Source organism: Rahnella variigena (assembly GCF_003610915.1).
GTDB classification, from domain to species: domain Bacteria; phylum Pseudomonadota; class Gammaproteobacteria; order Enterobacterales; family Enterobacteriaceae; genus Rahnella; species Rahnella variigena.
This window is the reverse complement of sequence record NZ_NSDJ01000001.1, coordinates 2876572-2896005: the sequence shown is the minus strand read 5'-3', so window position 1 is coordinate 2896005 and position 19434 is coordinate 2876572. Positions and strand designations below refer to the sequence as shown.

The 19434-nt window shown below is 51.4% G+C and carries 17 protein-coding genes; 7 read left to right on the top strand and 10 right to left on the bottom strand.

Features of this window, described 5'->3' with window-relative positions:
• Window positions 1-34 precede the first annotated feature (34 nt).
• Window positions 35-1132: a glycerol dehydrogenase gene (locus CKQ54_RS13495; protein ID WP_120164037.1), complete on the bottom strand. Its 1098-nt coding sequence runs from the start codon at window positions 1130-1132 to the stop codon at window positions 35-37.
• A 392-nt stretch (window positions 1133-1524) separates the two neighbouring features.
• On the opposite strand from CKQ54_RS13495, the gene CKQ54_RS13490 reads away from it, so the two are divergent.
• A complete protein-coding gene (locus CKQ54_RS13490) occupies window positions 1525-1707 on the top strand; it encodes a hypothetical protein (RefSeq protein ID WP_112289272.1) in 183 nt (60 codons plus the stop codon).
• 163 nt (window positions 1708-1870) lie between these two features.
• Here the strand turns inward: CKQ54_RS13490 and CKQ54_RS13485 are convergent.
• A protein-coding gene (locus tag CKQ54_RS13485) for an IS3 family transposase (RefSeq protein WP_120349679.1) occupies window positions 1871-3234 on the bottom strand; the annotation gives its coding sequence in 2 pieces (ribosomal slippage) (window positions 1871-2745 and window positions 2745-3234; 1365 coding nt in all).
• Window positions 3235-3442: 208 nt separating this feature from the next.
• Window positions 3443-5101 (bottom strand): glucan biosynthesis protein D, encoded by a 1659-nt coding sequence (locus CKQ54_RS13480; RefSeq protein ID WP_112289271.1) that lies wholly within the window; start codon window positions 5099-5101, stop codon window positions 3443-3445.
• 397 nt (window positions 5102-5498) lie between these two features.
• Here CKQ54_RS13480 and CKQ54_RS13475 point away from each other — a divergent pair, with 397 nt between their 5' ends.
• Entirely contained in the window at window positions 5499-6887 is a 1389-nt protein-coding gene (locus tag CKQ54_RS13475; RefSeq protein WP_120163417.1) for a CoA transferase, read from the top strand.
• A 5-nt stretch (window positions 6888-6892) separates the two neighbouring features.
• On the opposite strand, the gene CKQ54_RS13470 is transcribed toward CKQ54_RS13475, so the two are convergent.
• A complete protein-coding gene (locus CKQ54_RS13470) occupies window positions 6893-7744 on the bottom strand; it encodes an AraC family transcriptional regulator (RefSeq protein WP_120163418.1) in 852 nt (283 codons plus the stop codon).
• A 264-nt stretch (window positions 7745-8008) separates the two neighbouring features.
• On the opposite strand from CKQ54_RS13470, the gene CKQ54_RS13465 reads away from it, so the two are divergent.
• The 5 genes from CKQ54_RS13465 to CKQ54_RS13445 all read left to right on the top strand — a co-directional run bounded on the left by CKQ54_RS13465 (window position 8009) and on the right by CKQ54_RS13445 (window position 15355).
• Window positions 8009-9847, top strand: a complete 1839-nt coding sequence (locus tag CKQ54_RS13465) for a DUF2264 domain-containing protein (protein WP_120163419.1) — start codon at window positions 8009-8011, stop codon at window positions 9845-9847.
• A 27-nt stretch (window positions 9848-9874) separates the two neighbouring features.
• The gene (locus CKQ54_RS13460; protein WP_120163420.1) at window positions 9875-11158 is read left to right on the top strand and encodes an oligosaccharide MFS transporter; all 1284 of its coding nucleotides are present in this window, start codon (window positions 9875-9877) and stop codon (window positions 11156-11158) included.
• A 59-nt stretch (window positions 11159-11217) separates the two neighbouring features.
• On the top strand, window positions 11218-12408 hold the full coding sequence (locus CKQ54_RS13455; protein ID WP_120163421.1) for a glycoside hydrolase family 88 protein: 1191 nt from the start codon (window positions 11218-11220) through the stop codon (window positions 12406-12408).
• A gap of 390 nt (window positions 12409-12798) precedes the next feature.
• A complete protein-coding gene (gene rcsA / locus CKQ54_RS13450) occupies window positions 12799-13413 on the top strand; it encodes a transcriptional regulator RcsA (RefSeq protein ID WP_120163422.1) in 615 nt (204 codons plus the stop codon).
• Window positions 13414-13654: 241 nt separating this feature from the next.
• Window positions 13655-15355: a methyl-accepting chemotaxis protein gene (locus tag CKQ54_RS13445; RefSeq protein ID WP_120163423.1), complete on the top strand. Its 1701-nt coding sequence runs from the start codon at window positions 13655-13657 to the stop codon at window positions 15353-15355.
• A gap of 99 nt (window positions 15356-15454) precedes the next feature.
• Here the strand turns inward: CKQ54_RS13445 and dsrB are convergent, their stop codons facing one another.
• From dsrB to CKQ54_RS13420, 6 genes are all read right to left on the bottom strand, one after another.
• On the bottom strand, window positions 15455-15652 hold the full coding sequence (gene dsrB / locus CKQ54_RS13440) for a protein DsrB (RefSeq protein ID WP_112289263.1): 198 nt from the start codon (window positions 15650-15652) through the stop codon (window positions 15455-15457).
• A gap of 207 nt (window positions 15653-15859) precedes the next feature.
• The gene (locus CKQ54_RS25995; RefSeq protein ID WP_279630511.1) at window positions 15860-15994 is read right to left on the bottom strand and encodes a hypothetical protein; all 135 of its coding nucleotides are present in this window, start codon (window positions 15992-15994) and stop codon (window positions 15860-15862) included.
• 110 nt (window positions 15995-16104) lie between these two features.
• A complete protein-coding gene (gene cspE, locus CKQ54_RS13435) occupies window positions 16105-16314 on the bottom strand; it encodes a transcription antiterminator/RNA stability regulator CspE (protein WP_013575246.1) in 210 nt (69 codons plus the stop codon).
• A 298-nt stretch (window positions 16315-16612) separates the two neighbouring features.
• Window positions 16613-17401: an ion transporter gene (locus CKQ54_RS13430; RefSeq protein WP_244220212.1), complete on the bottom strand. Its 789-nt coding sequence runs from the start codon at window positions 17399-17401 to the stop codon at window positions 16613-16615.
• A 237-nt stretch (window positions 17402-17638) separates the two neighbouring features.
• Window positions 17639-17977 (bottom strand): hypothetical protein, encoded by a 339-nt coding sequence (locus CKQ54_RS13425; RefSeq protein ID WP_112289261.1) that lies wholly within the window; start codon window positions 17975-17977, stop codon window positions 17639-17641.
• A 247-nt stretch (window positions 17978-18224) separates the two neighbouring features.
• Window positions 18225-19286, bottom strand: coding sequence for an NAD(P)-dependent alcohol dehydrogenase (locus tag CKQ54_RS13420; RefSeq protein WP_112289260.1), 1062 nt, complete (start codon window positions 19284-19286; stop codon window positions 18225-18227).
• Window positions 19287-19434 lie beyond the last annotated feature (148 nt).

Below are 19434 nucleotides of genomic sequence, written 5' to 3'. Positions count from 1 at the left end.
GCCTCCCCTTCACAGGGGAGGCACCAGCCAGCAATTACTTCACAGATTTACTGAATGCATCTACCGCCAGAATAGCGTTCGCTACGTCTTCGGCAGAAAGAGTGTGGTTGAGGTTACCCAGCGTATCGCCCTCGCCGCCTGCCAGCGCGCCGACTTTCACCAGGTTGGCAAAAGATTCGTTTTCCAGATGCATTTCTTTCAACGTGGTTGGCATTTTGATGGAACGGTAGAAGCGAACGTATTTCGCGATCTCTTCGTCAGGACGCTGTTCGAGTACCATTTGGGTCAGCGTACCGTACGCCACTTTTTCGCCATGGGTCAGATGATGAATGTCACCTGAAATCGCGGTAAAACCGTTGTGGATGGCATGTGCGCCCGCCAGACCGGCATTCTCAAAGCCCAGACCGGAAAGCAGTGTATTGGCTTCCACGACCGCTTCTACCGCCGGTGTCACCAGTTTCTGCTCAACCGCGGTATAGGCGCTGTAACCGTAAGTCAGCAGAGTTTTCTCGCACGCTTCTGCTATCGCCATACCGGCAATTGTCGGGTCGCCGCCCACCATTGAATGAGAATGTGAACGCAGCACAGCCTGCGCCTCAACAAACGTCGCCAGACCGTCGGCAATACCGGAAGCAAACAGGCGTACCGGCGCCTGTGCGCAGACATGGGTATCAACCAGTACCAGATCCGGGTTTTTGTTGTAGAAGCGATAAGATTCGAAAACGCCTTCATCCGAATAGATAACGGATAGTGCGCTGCACGGCGCATCAGTGGAAGCCACGGTCGGCACAATCACCACATTTTGCTTCAGTTCATCGGCAATGGCTTTTACGGTATCGAGTGTTTTACCGCCGCCGAGGCCGACCACCACCTTTGTTCCCGCATCGCGGGCGATGGCGGCAAGACGGGTAATTTCGTTGGCCGAGGCTTCTCCGTTAAAGCGTTCATAATGGAATTCAACGTCGGCTTTTTTCAGTGACGCGTTAACGCGACCACCGATAATTCCCCAAACGACATCATCAGCTATCAGGAATGATTTTCCGCCCAGAGCAGGCAGATAATCCCCTAATTCATCCAGAACACCGCTGCCCTGAACGTATTTCCTTGGCGAAGAGAAGATAAATTTACTCATGATAAAAACCTCTTTTCGTTGATAATGCATACGTGAATAACTACCCCGAGGGTAACGCAGCGCGGCAGGAAGCCCAACCCTTTTAATTCACATTAACAGCATGACTCGCAAAGAAATTTTTCAAATAATGAAGATGATTCAAATATTGAGGGAAATAATTCTCCGATCACGTAATACCCCAAAATGATTATATAAACCGGCATGATTTCCTCACAAAACTCATTCCGTCGAGTGTTAGCTTTCATCTATTGAATACATCAATAAAAGCGACTTCCGCTTATCAGCCAGTCACGTATTATTCACTTCATTGGCAGCACGTCGTAAGCAGTGGTCATTAGCCAGCTCGCTGTTAGCCATTCCATTAATATTTCGAACATTAATAAGGGAACAGCATGTATAACTTTCAGCGCTACAATGCCAAAGAACTGGCGCTTGCCTATATGAGCAGCAAACCACACGATTTTTCGCCAAATGAATTTTTACAGCAGTTGAAAGAAGTCGAAAAATCTTTCGATGCTGCGCTGAGAAATCCTCAGCAACAGCCGCAGAACGGAATGCTGGTGAAGGCGTTTTGATTGCCATCCTGGCCTTCATCAGTTGAGTACCGTGCGTTATCCTTGCTTTACCCGTTAAAGCATTTTGCAAGATCCTGTGTCTGGTTCACCTGCAAAAAATAATAATGTAGAAAAGCAAAAGCCCCGAATTATGGACTGACCCCATAAAGTTGGACAGTTCATGTTAAGCGGCTTTCAGGGCCTGGGTTCGGTATTCTACCGGACTCAGGCCTTTTAATTTCAGGCTTATTCTTTCGTTGTTGTAGTAATGGATATACCCCTCTATCGCCTCCCTCAGTTCCCTGAGACTCCCGAACTGGCTCAGGTAAAAACACTCCGATTTCAGCGTACCGAAGAAGTTCTCCATTACAGCATTATCCAGGCAGTTTCCTTTACGCGACATACTTTGCGTTATGCCCTCTGCCTTTAATTTTGCCTGATAGGCTGCCATTCGATACTGCCAACCCTGATCCGAGTGCAACAACGGGGCATCTTCTGGACTGAGCTTTGCGAACGCATCACGCAGCATGGTATTCACCATTTCCATCACCGGTCTTTCCGACAGGCTGTATGAGATGATTTCCCGGTTAAAAAGATCGAGAACCGGTGACAGGTACAACTTTTTACCCTGTATCGAGAACTCTGTAACATCCGTAACCCACTTTTCGTTGGCTTTTGATGCACTGAAGTCCCGACTCAGGAGGTTGGAGGCTGCCTTGCCCGCTTCCCCTTTCCAGGCGCGATATTTCTTCACCCTGATAAGCGACCGGAGCGACACCTCTGCCATCAGCCGCTGTACTGTTTTATGGTTCACCAGCAGCCCCTGCTTTCTCAGTGAGAGCGTGATCCTGCGGTAACCATAACGCCCTTTATGATGGTGGTATATCTCTCTGATTTTGTCTTTCAGTCCGGCATGCCTGTCCACTCGCTTCAGCGCGTTCATATTGTGATACCACGTACTGCGGGACATCCCCGCTGCACGCAGAAGGTCACTAAGCGCATAATTACGCCTTAGCTCACTGATTATTGCGGCTTTTTGCCGTTTTTCTCGCTTTGAACTAAGGCCTTTAGCTTTTTTAGGTAGGCATTCTCTGCACGCAGGTAACGGAGCTCAGCCCGCAGCTCTTCGGGAGATAACTTTTCCAGCGCCTCATCGGTAAGTGGGGATGCTTTTTTGGGTTTTGTCATGCCTTTGCTCCGGCCGGGTTTTATGCTCAGAAGTCCATTCTCACCAGCGTCTTTGTAGACATTAACCCAGTGCCGGACGACGGTCTCGTTTGAGATATTAAACCGTGCGGCAGCTTCGCGCATTGAAAGTTCTTCACCGAGAACAGTCCGGACAACAGCAATCCGGAATGCCGGAGAATGGCGGTCATTTTTCCAGGTAATGCCATCAATACCGTGTAATTGCCAGGCTCTGACCCAGCGACGAACGGATGTTCTTTCGACACCAAAACGTTCTGCGGTCCGTTGTGTCCCGTCATTGCCGTAGAGGTAATGGCTGACCACAGCCACTCTGGTTTCGAGGGTATATTTTGGCTTCGCCATAAAAAACTGCACCTTACTCAGTTGGGTGTCCAACTTTTGGGGTGCAGTCCAATTATCGGGGCTTTTTGTATTTATTAATCACCGCTCCCCTAAATCATTCAGGTTGCAGGAAGGCGGCAAACGAACGAATCCCGATGAGCTGACTAAAGTCAGTGATTCGGGTGAGCGAATGCAGCCAGCGCACCTGCGGCCTGAAGGATGACGGGGACTATTTCGTCATTTTTCGATCGTCTATGTACTTGCGTTTTTCCGGCGCGGGCGGGAAATACTGATACAGCCAGGTTTCTGACAAGGCGGTCTGTCCGTTGCGCAGGAACATACGCAACTCAACCGGTGCGACAGAATCGCTGTCCGGATACCAGTCGAACAGAATGCGATAACCATCGAACGGCTGCACATACAGAATCTCGATATTTTTGATTTTCCCGTGAGAGACGTTGATGACCGGCTCGATGCCTTTATCCGCAAAAGCTTTCAGCTCGCCGCCAACGAAATCGATGGCAAAACGGCGCGCCCAGACCTGCGGATAGTTTTCGCCTGGTGCCCAGCCTTCCGGGAAACCGCCCATACCGGTACGGGTCGCCAGCACATTGGCCAGCGGGCTGCGGTGCGGCGGCTCAGAACTCCAGTACAGTTTGTAGCTGAAGCTGAACTCAGCGCCGGATTTCACCGGTTTTTCCGGCTGCCAGAAGCACACCACGTTATCCAGCGTTTCGCCGGTCGTCGGGATTTCCATCAGGTTAACCGCGCCCTTCCCCCAGTCTCCGACCGGTTCGACCCATAAACTCGGGCGTTTGTTATACCAGCCAATGACGTCCTGATAATTGTCGAAATCATGGTCAAGCTGCAACAAACCAAACCCTTTCGGGCTGTTATCGCTGAATGCGTTGAACTGCAAACTCTGCGGGTTATTCAGCGGACGACAAATCCATTCGCCGTTACCGGTCCACATTTCCAGTCGATCTGAGTCGTGAATTTGCGGATGGATCGTATCGCAACGCCCGCGTTCACTGGTGCCACAGCTGAACATACTGGTCATCGGAGAAATACCCAGCTGTTTGATGTCCTCGCGGGCATGCAGGTGGTTTTCGATTTCCATCACCACGCGGGTCGGTTCGCAGTGGATCACGAATTTATAGGCCCCCGTGATGCTCATGCCGTCCAGCAGCGCATAAACGGTGAACGTCGTATCGCCGGGTTTCGGAGTATCAAACCAGAATGCGGTGAAATCCGGGAATTCCTCCGGCTGATCCGTGAAGGTATCCACCGCCACACCGCGCGCTGACAGGCCGTACTGGTAGGTATCATCCACCGCACGGAAATAACTGGCGCCGAGGAAAGACACCACGTCGCGACGCGTCAGTTCCGGCGCTTTGTTGACTTTAAAACCGGCGAATCCGAGGTTTGAGAAGCCTTCCAGCTGCTTTGTATCCACACCTGCATCGTGATAGTTGAACAGTTCAGGGCGGAAATGAATCTCACGCGCCATATGTTTCACCGGATCCACGGAATACATGCGCACACGGCGCTTAAAGCCCATGCCGACGTGGAATAATTCCACATCCAGCTGGCGGTCCGGCAGACCATTCCACAGTGAATGCGCATGATCGTACTGAATGGCGTTGTAAGCCTGCGGCGTCAGTTCAGCCAGCGTTTTAGGCAAGGGTTGAGGCGCGCCACCGTAGGGCTTGTCCGCCAAATCTTTCGCCATTTTTTTCAGCGCATTGAAATCAAACGGCAATTCGCCGCCGTCTGCCACATTCGCCTCTGCCGCTTCTGCGGAACGGGTGAACAGTGTGGACATTGCCGGCACACCACACCAGGCGGCGAGTGCCATAGATGCTTTAATAAATGCTCTTCGTTCCATGCCAGAATCGTTTCCTGTACTGGGCAAAAAATCTGGGGCTTCGTCACAAAAACGCAGTCCCCGCGTATTCAGAATTTTCGACCCTAAGGCTAACGTAAAATTCACAAGCCGAGTACAAGAAATTGAATGCATTCAGCTAATATTTCGCTTGAAAAAGTGAGCGCTTATGACTGTGCTCATCCCCCGTATGGCAAGGGCTGAGAGGGTTTTTGGAAACAAGGGATTGAGCCGTAAAGAATACCCTGTTTAAGGGAAACAACTGCAGAGGACTTTAGGAGCATTCTGTTAGCGCAAAGTTAAAACCTTTTATGTGACAGTGTCACTCATTAATTTCCCACACTGTCTTATAGATGTTATAAATTTGTAAAGCCAAAATTCCTCACAGCGGAGTTAACGCATGTCAGATGAACTTATTCAGAAGAAGGCTCGGGCGCTGTACGCTCAGCTCACCGGCGAGATTTCACTTTCCTGTTCGCTTCATATTAACGGCGCAGGAAATCTGCCGTCTTATTATCCGGTCACCCCGCTTATTACCGCATCATTGGCATTAGCCGGAATGGGGCTGTCGCGGTTACTGGCGCTCAGACATGGCGGACATGAAACCGTAACCGTCGACCGCCGGCTGGCGTCCCTTTGGTGTAAAACCAGCATCAGGCCAGAAGGCTGGGAAATTCCTCCCGCCTGGGACAGTCTGGCGGGTGACTACGCGACAGCAGATGGCTGGATCCGTTTGCATACCAATGCACCTGCGCACCGCAAAGTGGTGGAAACGCTGCTCGGAAAAGCACAAAGCCGCGAAGCACTGGCACAGCGGGTCATTATGTGGAAAAAGGCTGAACTGGAACAGGCCGTGGTGCAGGCGGGAGGATGCGCCGCGCAGATGCTCAGCCCGGAACAATGGCAGCAGCATGTTCAGGGAAAATCCCTGCACAATGAGCCGTTGTTTCAGCGCTCCTTAACACCGGCAGCCATGCTGCCGCAATGGGCATTATCCCGTGAAAAACCGCTGGCAGGCATTAAGGTTCTGGATCTGACGCGGATCATCGCCGGGCCGGTCGCCACACGTTTTCTGGCCGGACTGGGTGCCGATGTGTTGCGTATCGATCCCTTTGGCTGGGATGAAACCAGTCAGGAAGCCGATGTCACTTTGGGTAAACATTGTGCGCGGCTCAATTTGCATAACCCGCAGGACCGGCACCGGTTCGAAGAATTATTGCGTGACGCAGATGTGATTGTTCATGGCTACCGTGCCGGTGCGCTGCACAAACTCGGCTATGGCAGCGAGCAGCGTCGTGCTATTGCGCCGGGTCTGGTGGATGTCTGTCTGAACGCCTATGGCTGGAGCGGGCCGTGGCGCGAGCGCCGCGGTTTCGACAGTCTGGTGCAGATGAGTTGTGGCATTGCGCAACAGGGAATGAAGCTGTCTGGGAGCAATAAACCGGTGCCTCTGCCGGTTCAGGCGCTTGATCACACCACAGGTTATCTGATGGCCGCAGCCGTTTTGCAAGGTTTAGCGCAACGGGTGGAGACCGGTCAGGGCAGCGAATTCCGCCTGTCGCTGGCACGTACCGCCCGGGAACTGATGGAAAATGGCGCATCCGCCGCCAGCGACGAACCGCTGATTGGATCCGCAGAACAAGCCGACTTCTCTACGGAGGCGGAAATCACCGTCTGGGGTAATGCCCGGCGTTTGCTTGCGCCAGTCTGGCTGGAAAACACGTCGCTGCAATGGGGTTTACCGGCTTCACCGCTCGGTTCCTCCCCCGCTGGCTGGCAGTCAATGTGAGGATTTCACGGTAATAATGAAAACGCCGCCTTGCGATATTGCAGCGGCGTTTTGCCGATCATTTTCTTAAAACGGGTGATAAAATACGGCGCGTCAGAAAAGCCGCATTGCAGCCCGATCTCTTCAACCGAACGGTCGGTTGACCGCAGCAGTTCACAGGCGCGTTTTACCCGCCGCGTGGCGAGATAATCCTGAATAGAGCCGCCCGTTTCCTGTCCGAATACCCGTGATATATAGCTTTCTGAAAGACCCAGCGCAGCCGAAAGGTCTGCCAGTGAAAACTTCTGCACGTAATTTTCTTCGATCCATTGCATCACTTTCGAGGCCGTCGTGCGACTGATGGTTTTCGGCTGCCCGTCTTCCGCAGGCATAAATACCATCAGTTGCAGGATAAGCATGGCGATTTCTTCCCATTGATCCGCCTGCGATTCGGGCAACTGATTAAACTGTTCGAGGATCACTTCTATATGGCTGGCATGATCGCTCAGATCAAAAATCGGCGCGGGACGGTCGGCATCCCACAGACTGGCGAATCGCCTGCGGCGCTGCGGGAATGATTGCAGACAGCCATCCAGCAACTGATGATCGAGATGAATGGTGGTGCGCAAATACGCGTTCTTCTCGTCCGCTTCCACAAAAACTTTATGCAGTTTGAATGGCGGGAAGACAAACATCCGACCCGGCCGTAGCGTGTATTGCTGATTATCGACAATCACAATGCCGTAGCCCTGACTGACAAAAAGTAATTCCAGGCACTGATGCCAGTGAAAATAATTGGCGCTGCCGCGGCTCATCCGGTTAAAAGAGACCTGACGTTCGTTAAGGGCAATACGTTCGAGATAATCAGATGCGGGCATTTGGGTGTTTCCTCGCAGTGTATTTTTGCGTCTTTTTTCTTCAGGACAACAAAACACAATTTTCAGTCAGCTTTTTATAATTTAAGCCCTTTTACCCGCCATTTAATAACCACAATTTTAAAAATCACGCCATTCTGTGAAGCAGTTAACAATCAGCACTTCTCACTTCTCTATATTTCAATCTCGGCGCAGAGAATTGAAATAATATTTCAAATTAATAAACCCTTATTTTCTGGTTCCCATTCAGTCACCGGGAGAACTTTGATGACCCTGAATATTGTGAATATCGATAATCCGTTGCGTACCCGCGACGATGTGCAGCAACTGCTTAATGAACTTCTCTCGGCGGTGTCGCCTTATACAGAAGAAGGTAAAAGCGGCATTGATCTGGGAAACTCCACCACGCATTACGGTAAAGAGGTCGCCAAAATGGAGGCGCTGTCGCGCATGCTGTGGGGGATTTTCCCGCTGCTGGCCGGTGGCGGCGAATGTGCAGATCTGCCGTTCTACCTGAATGCCATTCGCCTGGGTACCGACCCGCAGCATCCGCAGTACTGGGGGAAAGTCCGCGATTTCGATCAGCGCTGTGTAGAAATGGCCGCCTTCGGTGTCGGGCTGACGCTCCTTAATAAGCAACTCTTGCAGCATTTCACCCCGCAGGAACAGCAGAACCTGGCGGCGTGGCTGGATCAGGGGCGTGATGCGACCATTCCCAATAACAACTGGAATTTCTTCCCGATCATGGTGCAGATGGGCTTTAAGAAGAGCGGTCTGCCCTGGGATCAGGCTGCCGCAGGCGCCCGTTTTGAACTGATGGAAAGTTATTATCTTGGCGATGGCTGGTATTCCGATGGTCCGGGTCGTCCGCGTGATTACTACATTTCAATGGCGTTTCATTATTACGGGCTGCTTTACGCACAAAATATGGCGGATGCGGATGCTCCGCGTGCCGCCATGCTTCGTGAACGTGCGCAGCGTTTCGCTCAGGATTTCATCACCATGTTCTCCGCAGAGGGTGCGGCCGTGCCTTTCGGCCGCAGCCTGACCTATCGCTTCGCCGAAGCGGCTTTCTGGAGCGCCGCCGCGTACAGCAAACTGGACGTTTTCACGCCGGGCATCATTAAAGGTGTGATCCTGCGTCATCTGCGGCACTGGCTGAAAGAGCCTATTTTTGACCGTGACGGCGTTCTCAGTATTGGTTATCACACGCCAAATCTGGTGATGGCCGAAGACTATAACGCGCCGGGTTCTCCTTACTGGGCGTGCAAACTGTTTCTGGTGCTGGCCCTGCCACAGGACGATGCGTTCTGGCAGGCCGACGAAGCACCACTGCCGGGACTATCCCGCGCTCACTGCATTCCTCATGCCAGTCAGATCCTGACCCGCGATGCCGAAGGTGAGCATGTGGTGATGCTGACCTCCGGGCAGCTTGAGCTGAATAACTTTGTAAATACCGAAGCCAAGTACACCAAATTCGCCTATTCCAGCCAGTTCGGTTTCACACTCGATCGTGGCCGTTACGGGCTGAATCACGCCGGTTGTGATTCGATGCTGATGTTCTCTGAAGGCGACGGATATTTTCGCGGACGTCGCGACTGTGCCGAAACCCGCATCACCGGCTCGATGATTTATTCCCGCTGGCTGCCGTGGCATGACGTTTGCGTCCGCACCTGGCTTATTCCTTGCGGCGACTGGCATCTGCGGGTTCATCACATCGAAAATCAGCGTCCGCTTGATACAGCCGAAGGCGGATTTGCGGTCATTCAGGAACCTTCCACGCAAGCTGAATTCACCGGCGATCGCCGTGCGATAACGGTCACAGCACGTAACGGCATCAGCCGGATTGTCAGCCTGGAAAGTCACGCTGTGCGGGAAGCCGGTGTGGTGATCACACCGCCGAACAGCAGCATTATGTTTGCCGAAACGGCGGTCATTCCGGTGTTGCAAAACAGCCTTCCCGCAGGTTCACACTGGCTGATCACCGCCGTATGTGCGTCGGCAAGCAGTGATATCAGCAACAAAGACGTGCCGGAAGTCAGTCTGGAGGGCGCGCAACTGCGCTGGCAGTCTCCCGGCCACAGCGGCCAGATAACGTTAGGTTAACCGTCAGAGTCCGTTTCAGGAGTCACTATGAAAGCCATAAAAACTGCCAGTAAAACGGCTTACTATAAAATGAGCAGCTTTATATTCCTGTATTTCTTCACCTGGTCTTCCAGCTTCGGGTTGTATGCCCTGTGGCTGGGCCAAAAGGCCGGCCTGGACAGCGTCAGTATCGGCACGGTGTTTGCCATCAACGGCGTGTTCGCGGTGATCATGAAGCCGGTTTATGGCTACATCATGGACAAAATCGGCATGAGCAAATCCCTGCTCTATTTTGTCGTGCTGGTTTCCGCGCTGATGGCGCCGTTCTTTATTTACGTTTATCAGCCCCTGCTGGAAAGCCATCTGATGTTTGGGATTATCGCCGGTGCCCTGTATCTGAGCCTTGGCTGGTACGCCGGTGTGGCGGCTTCGGAGTCCTACGCCGACCGCTTCAGTCGCCTGTATCACATGGAATTCGGTCAGGTGCGGATGTGGGGCTCGCTCGGCTGGGCGCTGGCGGCCTCGTTTTCCGGCGTGCTGTTTAATCTGTCTCCGGCCTGGAACTTCGGTCTGAGCAGCGCCACCTCGCTGGTGATGTTAGCGGTTCTGCTGTCGCTGAAAATTGGTGATGAAGAACTCAAAAATAATGACGTGATTTCTGCGCAAAAGATTGTGTTCGGTGACGTTATTCTGCTGCTCAAAAACCGCAAATTCTGGATGTTCTCAATGTATGTCGCGGGTGTGGCGTGGATGATGTTTGTCGCTGAACAGCAGTTCTCACGCTATTTCGTCACCTTCTTCGACACCAAAGAGCAAGGCAACGCCTGGTACGGGTATCTCAGCACCTTGCAGTCCGGAATGGAATTCCTGATGATGATGGTGATCCCTTTCCTGGTGAACTATTTCGGTGCCAAGAAAGGCCTGCTGTTTGTCGGGGCGCTGGTGGGATTACGGTTGATCGCTTCCGGACTGACCAGCGATCCGCTGCTTATCTCGATTATCAAACCGTTCTACGGGCTGGAAATCGCCCTGCTGCTGGTATCCGTATTCAAATATATCGCTGAGCATTTCAGCAAACGCGTCAACGCCACCATGTACCTGCTGGGTTATCAGGCAATGATTTATGTTGGCTCAATCGTGGTTGCCCCGCCTGCCGGTTACTTCTATGACCGCATTGGTTTCGAACACACGTATCTGGTGATGGGCGGCATTGCACTGTGCTTCACGCTGATTTCTGCTTTCACGTTATCTGCCTGTCACAGCCTGCGTTCCGGCACGCCAGCCCCCGCAGAACCTGCCGAAAACAACGGCGAACTCGCGCCGCTGAAATGACCGACTGAAATCCATCCAATGACTCTAAAACATTTATTGCTCTGCAAAAGGGAGACGTTATGACGCTTAACATCACGAAAGAAAAGTTACTGCCCGTTGAACTGAACCAGCTGGACAGAATTGCTTTCGCGCAAAAATTAGAGCGGGCACGCCAGGTGGTGCTCAGTAAAATTTCCCGCAATCTGGATAAGTTTGGCGATAAGTTTCCGGCAGAAACCTGCGAAAACGGCCACTACAAACTGACGGAAAATGTGGAATGGACCACCAGTTTTTGGACCGGACAGCTGTGGCTGGCGTATGAGATGACCGGCGACGACCGTTACCGGCTGGCGGCAGAAAAACAGGTGACGTCATTTGGTAACCGCATCGCTAACCGCATTGATACCGCCACGCACGATCTCGGATTTCTCTACAGTTTGTCCTGCGTCAGCGCCTTTAAACTGACGGGCAATCGTCAGGCACGCGGATTTGCCCTGCTGGCGGCCGAAGCCCTGATGGAGCGCTTCAATAGCAAAGCAAAAATCATTCAGGCATGGGGGGATTTAAAGGATCCGGAACAGGCCGGGCGCATGATTATTGACTGCAATATGAACCTGCCATTGCTGTACTGGGCAAGTGAACAAACCGGTGAACCTCGCTTTGCCGACGCGGCGCGAGCCCATGCGGAGCAGGCTGCGAAGTATATTGTGCGACCGGACGCGTCGACGTATCACACGTATTACATGGATACCGTGACCGGTGAGCCGCGTTTTGGCAACACTCATCAGGGTTATGCCGATGATTCCTGCTGGTCTCGCGGTCAGGCCTGGGGCATTTACGGATTCCTTCTCAGCTACCGTTATACCGGTGATGAAGAACAGGTCGAGCTGTCACGCTGCCTGGCACATTATTTCCTTAACCGTCTGCCGGAAGATGATGTGTGTCACTGGGATTTGGCGCTGCTGGGCACCGATGCCGTTCGCGACAGTTCAGCCGCTGCCATTGCGGTGTGCGGCCTGCTGAGTCTGGCAACGACCCTGCCCGCCACGGACGTCAAACGCGCCTGTTATGAGGAAATGGCGCTTCGCATCATGGATTCACTGACTGAGAATTATCTGACCGGTGAGCAGGAAGATTGTGACGGACTGCTTAAGCATTCTGTGTATCACATGGCAAGCGGCAAAGGCGTGGATGAGTGTTGCAGCTGGGGCGATTATTTTTATGTTGAAGCCCTGACGCGCCTGACCCAGTGCTGGCAATCCTACTGGTAATCACAGTGACGCAGCGCTGACACGCTGCGTCCGCTTTTGTTGCCATTTTTCATTCGTGAATTGTTTTTAAGCATAAGCAGCATCATCATCTCCCTGCGAAGTGTTACAGAGTGTTACTGTAACACGCCTGTTATTAAGCCTTTCTTCTATGTCCTTACATCCATTAAGAATAATCCGAATTAGTTTCCTTTTTTTGTTCAGTTACAAAGTTAATCCTGACATAAACCAAATTAATCAAAAACCTCCCTGTCTGTGGGTGGTTGAAAATAACACTTCCAACCGGTCAACTTTCATGCAAAAAGTAGAACCAGCGCGCATTCTTTGCGCTTTGTGCTGACACCAAAGAATCCAATCATTATGCAGAACAAGGACGTCCTACGAGGACTTACTATGCAAACGATAATCTTGGATCCATGCCGGTATACCCGTCTGGGCTTGCAACAATTACTCACCAGCGAACAGGAGATCAGTTACGCCAGCAGTTTTGACCAGCTACAGGCCGGATGCGTCAGACTCAAACCCTCTGTGGTGTTTATTAATGAGGATTGCATGTTGTCTCAGTCGCATAACAAAGAGCGGCTGGGTGAACTGATTACTGACTGCCCGGAAACATTATTTTTTATCTTCATGTCGCGTACGCGTATCCATTTTGAAGAATATATTTTTGTTCGTAAGAACGTGATTATCACCTCGAAATCAATTAAGGCAGCAACACTCCGGCAGTTACTGAATCATCCGTCACTGCCGCAGGCACAGGATCCGGCAAGTTGTGCGGCGCTGGATATCAGACCAGTGATGCTCAGCCGTTCAGAATCCGCCATGTTAAGAATGTGGATGTCAGGTAACGGAACGATTGAAATATCCGATAAGTTGCAAATCAAAACAAAAACGGTGTCTTCATATAAAGGAAATATTAAGCGGAAAATAAAGTCACCGAATAAACATATTATTTATCACGTTGTTCGTTTGTGTGATCAACTCACCAACGGAATATACGTGAATTAGCCCCTCTCCGGTCCCCGCTACAGGCTGTGTCTTGACGTAGCCTGTAGCGAACGCAATAAATCTGCAAAAATGCGATCTGCGCCACAAATATAAACTGAATCCCTCCGCTTAAATGCCGATGAATCTTATTGGCGCTTTCTTTTCGTCACGGCAGGACTTGCCCGCTGGCAAAGTCTACATCGCTGTTACTTACCGTCCGGAACCGACGGTATGCAGGATCAACAGAGCGGAATAAAATAATATGGATACTCCTACCCTTTCAGATTCCAGAACGTCTTTCATCAGCAATATTCGACTGATTACCCTGATTAGCCTGATCCTCACCGGGATCCTGTTTCTTTTCGCCGTTTCCATCGGTACATCCAGCTTCTTTCTTAAGCAAAGCAATGCCGCACTCGCGAATGCCACGCAGGAACTGCAAATTCGTCTGGCGCTTTCTAACAGTTCTAACCATCTGCGCACGGCGCGTTTGTTACTGATCCAGGCCGCGGCTGCTGCCCGTGTCGGCGATCAGGATGTGTTTAATCAGAACCTGACTGACGCCGCCAGCCGGATTAAACAGTCGCAGTCTTCTTTTGAGAGCTATATCAACCGCCCGAATAAAACAGAAAAGGATCTGGCGCTCGATGAGCCGCTGAAAAAAGCTTACAACGATTATCTGACTAAAGGCATGGCGCCGATGCTGGAATCGGCCAAACAGGCGCATTTTGAAGAAGTCATTTCTCAGGAAGCGGAGACCGTGCGCAACCTCGATCTGGCCAACAACATACCGTTACTGGCTGCCATCGCCTATCGCACCGAGACCGCCAACGCCATTAATGACAAAGCCCAGCGTAACGCCGTTCTCGGTTATACGCTGATGGCGGGCGGTTTCCTGCTGGCGCTGGTCCTGACCTTCATCACCTATCTGGTGATGCGCAAAGTGATCATTAATCCGCTGAACCGTCTGGTGACGCGTATTCAGAAAATCTCTGAAGGCGACCTGACTCAACCAGGTCAGAGCAATGGCCGCAATGAAATCGGTGTGCTGAGCAGCAATGTTGAGCAGATGCAGCACTCTCTGGCGTCCACGGTGCTGACCGTGCGTGAAGGTGCCGTGTCAATTTATCAGGGTTCAACGGAAATCGCTTCCGGTAATACCGATCTTTCCTCCCGCACCGAGCAGCAGGCCGCCGCGCTGGAAGAAACCGCCGCCAGCATGGAACAACTGACCGCAACCGTGAAACAGAACTCGGAAAATGCCCATCACGCCAGCAAACTGGCCGCTGATGCTTCGCGCAAAGCGCAAAAAGGCGGCAGCATTGTGGAAGATGTGGTGACGACGATGGATAAAATTTCGCGCAGCTCATCCAAAATTGCTGAAATCACCAACGTGATTAACAGTATTGCTTTCCAGACCAATATTCTGGCGCTGAATGCTGCGGTGGAAGCCGCACGCGCGGGCGAACAGGGCCGTGGATTTGCCGTTGTCGCCAGCGAAGTGCGCAGTCTGGCGCAGAGAAGTGCCCAGGCCGCGAAAGAAATTGAAACGCTGATTGAAGAATCGGTCGATTACGTGGGCGAAGGCTGCATTCTGGTCGGCGACGCAGGCGATACAATGTCTGAAATCGTCACCGCCGTCGGTCACGTTACGGATATCATGGGTGAAATCGCTTCCGCCTCTGACGAACAAAGCCGCGGGATCAGTCAGGTCAGCCAGGCTGTGTCAGAAATGGACGGCGTCACTCAACAAAACGCCTCACTGGTGCAGGAAGCCTCTGCGGCGGCGGCATCGCTGGAAGAACAGGCTGCTCGTCTGACTCAGGCCGTGGCGGTATTTCGTCTTGAGGGCACCACTCAACGTGCTCCGGCAAAGCGCCAGCCACCGGCACGCACCCTTTCCGCCCCGGACTCGCGTTCATCCAAACAGGCCAGCGAACAGCCTAACTGGGAAACGTTCTGATCCCGCAACATCGCCGTAAAAGACAGCCTTAAAAACAAAAACACCGGCGGCATTTGCCCCGGTGTTTTTTTATGCCGACAACCTGTTTGCAGGCGAAGTCTATTCGGTGCCTTCACGCGGTTCGACGAATGTACCGTCTTTGCTGTCACCTTCATTGAAGAACCAGATGCCCGCCGGATAATCTTCCAGCGACACCAGATACATGATGCCTTCGTAAAACTCTTCAACGGCTAATACTTTACCCGGACGGCGCGGTCCGCCGTCGGTTTTCACTGTCACAAGATCATTAACTTTCATCAGGTTATCCCATGGTTTTCAATTAAGTTTATTGTAGTACAGACCGCCACACAAAAGCAGGTGGCGAAGGGAAAGTTAGCCTGAAAAGAAGAAAATAACCCTACGGCACTAATTTGCATTTCCTTAACATATTGCGGCCAGAATCCTGACTTTGATATCCACTATACTGACAGCGTGCTCACCCCCGAGGGAGTACAACAATGAATGTCATAAGAAATATTTTTGCCCGCCACTATGCGGGCTTTTTTTTGTTCTTTTGCCAGCACCTTCCGGCAAAGCAGTTATTGCAGAGCAAACTCCGCCTTCTCCATCTGCATCTGCATCTGCATCTGCAAATGACATCCTGACACAGGATCCATAAGCCAGATCGACAAACTACAGACGTAAAAAAACCCGCGCATGCGGGTTTTTGTTATCTTTACGTTTATCGCTGAAACAGCGGTAAAGCAAGATTAGATAGCGGTAACGTTAGCCGCAGACGGACCTTTAGCACCGTTCTCGATAGTGAACTGTACGTTCTGGCCTTCAGCCAGGGTCTTGAAACCTTGATCCTGGATAGCGGAGAAGTGTACGAACACATCTTTGCTGCCGTCAGCAGGAGTGATGAAGCCAAAGCCTTTAGACTCGTTAAACCACTTAACCTGACCTTTCATCATTGACATAGGAATTACCTTTTAAAAATAAATTTCGCCACCATGGGCATGTTATAGCCGGATTTCAGTCGTTACTTATGGAGGCACTAAGAAGGAAATTCGTCAGAGCAGGGTTATCATGGATAACGCTTTAAATTGGAACAACTTTACTCAGGATGTCGTGCATAAATAGGTCTGTACCACAGGCCGGTATGTATTTACTCATGACTGCCCTTTAATAGCAACTCTTTTTAATGCAATGGTGAGGTAAACCCCAAAAATAGTCGAAATACGTACCAGATAGTACAATCATTGAGCAGTTATCAGGCTATTTTTCAACAGGTTGGGAAGTATCGGCCTCAAGAACCGCTCCGCAATGCGCGCAAAATTTTGCATCAATTTCATGTCTGGAATGCAGACAAATCTGACAGGAACGCGCCGCACGTCCTTTTTCCAACTCTTGTGACATATAAGCGGTCAAAATCCCGGTAGGAACGGCGATGATGGAATACCCCAGCAGAATAAGCACCGATGCCAGCATTCGTCCCAGGGCGGTATGCGGCGTGATATCACCGTAACCGACCGTGGTGAGCGTGACGACCGCCCAGTAAACTGAGGTCCCCAGTGAGCTAAACCCGTCATTCCCCCCTTCTACCGCAAACATCAGTCCGCCAAATAAACACAAGATGATCGCCACAAAGCCGAAGAAGATGCCCAGTTTACGTCGCGCGCGCATCAGGCTGCGCCACAAGATCCCGGCATCACTCATATAGCGCAGCAATTTGAGCACCCGAAGTACGCGCAGGACCCTCAGCAGACGTATCAGCACCATCAGATTCGCTGACAAAGTAAGCGACGGCATCAGCCAGATGATGTACATCGGCAACACAGTACAAAGGTCGACAATCCCGAAAAAGCTCAACGGGTAGCGAGTTTTTCGTGGTGAGGAAATCAACCGCAGCAAGTATTCAACCGTGAACACGGCGGTGAACACCACTTCCATCAGGCCGAGCTGTAACAATATCTTCGGCGAATTGGGGAAGAGATCGCTGGCGCTCGACTCAATGAACAAAGAAAGAACGCTCAGCATCGAGATAACAATCCAAAACGTTTCCATGCGGCGACCGCTGCGTGTGCGGTGATCAAATAAAAGGGCATAACATCTGCGTCGTGCTGACGCGAAACAGCGGTAATCCTGAGACATAAACGACACCGGCAAAAATAGTTAGGGCAAGAATAGACGCTTTTAGACGCCGCGCCTATGGGTGAGAAAATCCAAAAAAAACGCCGGTCACATATTGTCTTTAAAAGACCCGGTGACCGGCGTTTTACAGCACGATTGACGCGTGCTGGATTAATCCATGAGCTCTGAAACTGCATTACGGACATAAGCCGTAATTTGCGCGACATCTTCTGCGTCAGCACTGCCGCCGCCGATTGACCGCACGGTGTTCTCCAGATGGCCAATATCCTGTTCGACTTTCTTCGCAATCTGCACTTTAACAATCGTGTCGACAGAAGAAATAAAAGCCCGCATCACGGCTTTCAGGGCGAAAATCTCACCGAAAGAATCGTACGCAGGTTTGTCCGCAGCGGTTGGTTGCGCTGCACGTGGCGGCAGGTCTTTCAGCCTGTCCACATGTTCAATCATCAGATCCATGTCTCTGATGAGTTCATCAAAACTCTTAGCCACTGGTTTTCCTTCGCCCGGCGAAAGGCAGCAGGATACCACCGCGCTTTCAAGCCGAGAAGTCACAGAAACGTGTAAAGAGTAAATTTCGCCACAATGCGCCTGCCCTGCTGATTTAACTCAATATTCAGGACAGACGCATTAGGTCGCTATTTAACCAATATTGCTATTCAACGCGTAATAAATGCTCTTCAGCGTGCAATACACGCTATCCAATGCGCAATCCACGCGTTTCAATGCGCAATAAGGGTTAACCGGCGTTTTTCAGTGAAGCCATATCAACAACAAAGCGGTATTTCACGTCGCTTTTCAGCATACGTTCGTAAGCGCCGTTGATATCCTGCATGTCGATCATTTCCACATCACAGGAAATGTCATGCTCAGCACAGAAATCCAGCATTTCCTGAGTTTCCGCGATACCGCCGATCAGGGAGCCGGCAACGGTTTTGCGGCCCATGACAAGTTTACCGCTGTGCAGCGCAGGTTCGATTGGCTCGATCAGGCCAACCAGAATATGCGTACCATCGCGTTTCAGGGTTTCCAGGTACGGATTCAGGTCGTGCGGGTTCGGTACCGTGTCCAGAATAAAGTCGAAGTGACTTTTCACTGCGGCCATTTGTTCTGCATCGGTAGACAACACCACGTGGTCAGCGCCCAGACGGTAAGCTTCCTGCTCTTTGCCTTTAGAACGGGTGAACAACGTCACATCCGCACCCAGCGCTTTAGCGAATTTCAGGCCCATGTGACCTAAACCCCCTAAACCAACAACCGCGACTTTATGGCCTTTACCTACTTTCCAGTGCTTAAGCGGAGAGTAAGTGGTGATACCGGCACACAGCAGCGGTGCGGCAGATTTGATATCCAGCTTTTCAGAAACGCGCAGTACGAATTTTTCTGAAACAACGATTTCTTCAGAATAACCGCCATAAGTCATCATGTTGTCATGACGATCAAGGCTGTTATAGGTCATGGTAGCGCCTTCTTCACAGTACTGTTCCAGGCTTTCTGCGCAGGACTCACAGTGCTGACAAGAATCGACCATACAACCGACACCGACGGTATCGCCGACATTGAAGCCTTTTACTTTCGCGCCAATGTGTTTAACGCGACCGATAATTTCATGGCCCGGAACCATCGGATAAATGCTCTGATGCCATTCGTTACGAGCCTGGTGGATGTCTGAGTGACACACGCCACAGTAAAGAATGTCGATCACAACGTCGGTATCACGCGGGTCACGGCGAACAAAGTTATGAGGCGCGAGAGGCGCATCCGCTGAATGTGCAGCGAAACCACGAACGTTAAGCGTCATTTTTTTCTCCTGGTAGGCAAACGGAATACTTCATGCCCGCACGAACTGCAGGCACCAGGAAATTATGCGGGTTTTAGATGACAAACAGATATAACGATTCTCGCTATTGCTTGCCTGAATCTGTTTTTTTCAGGATTTTTTGAAAGGA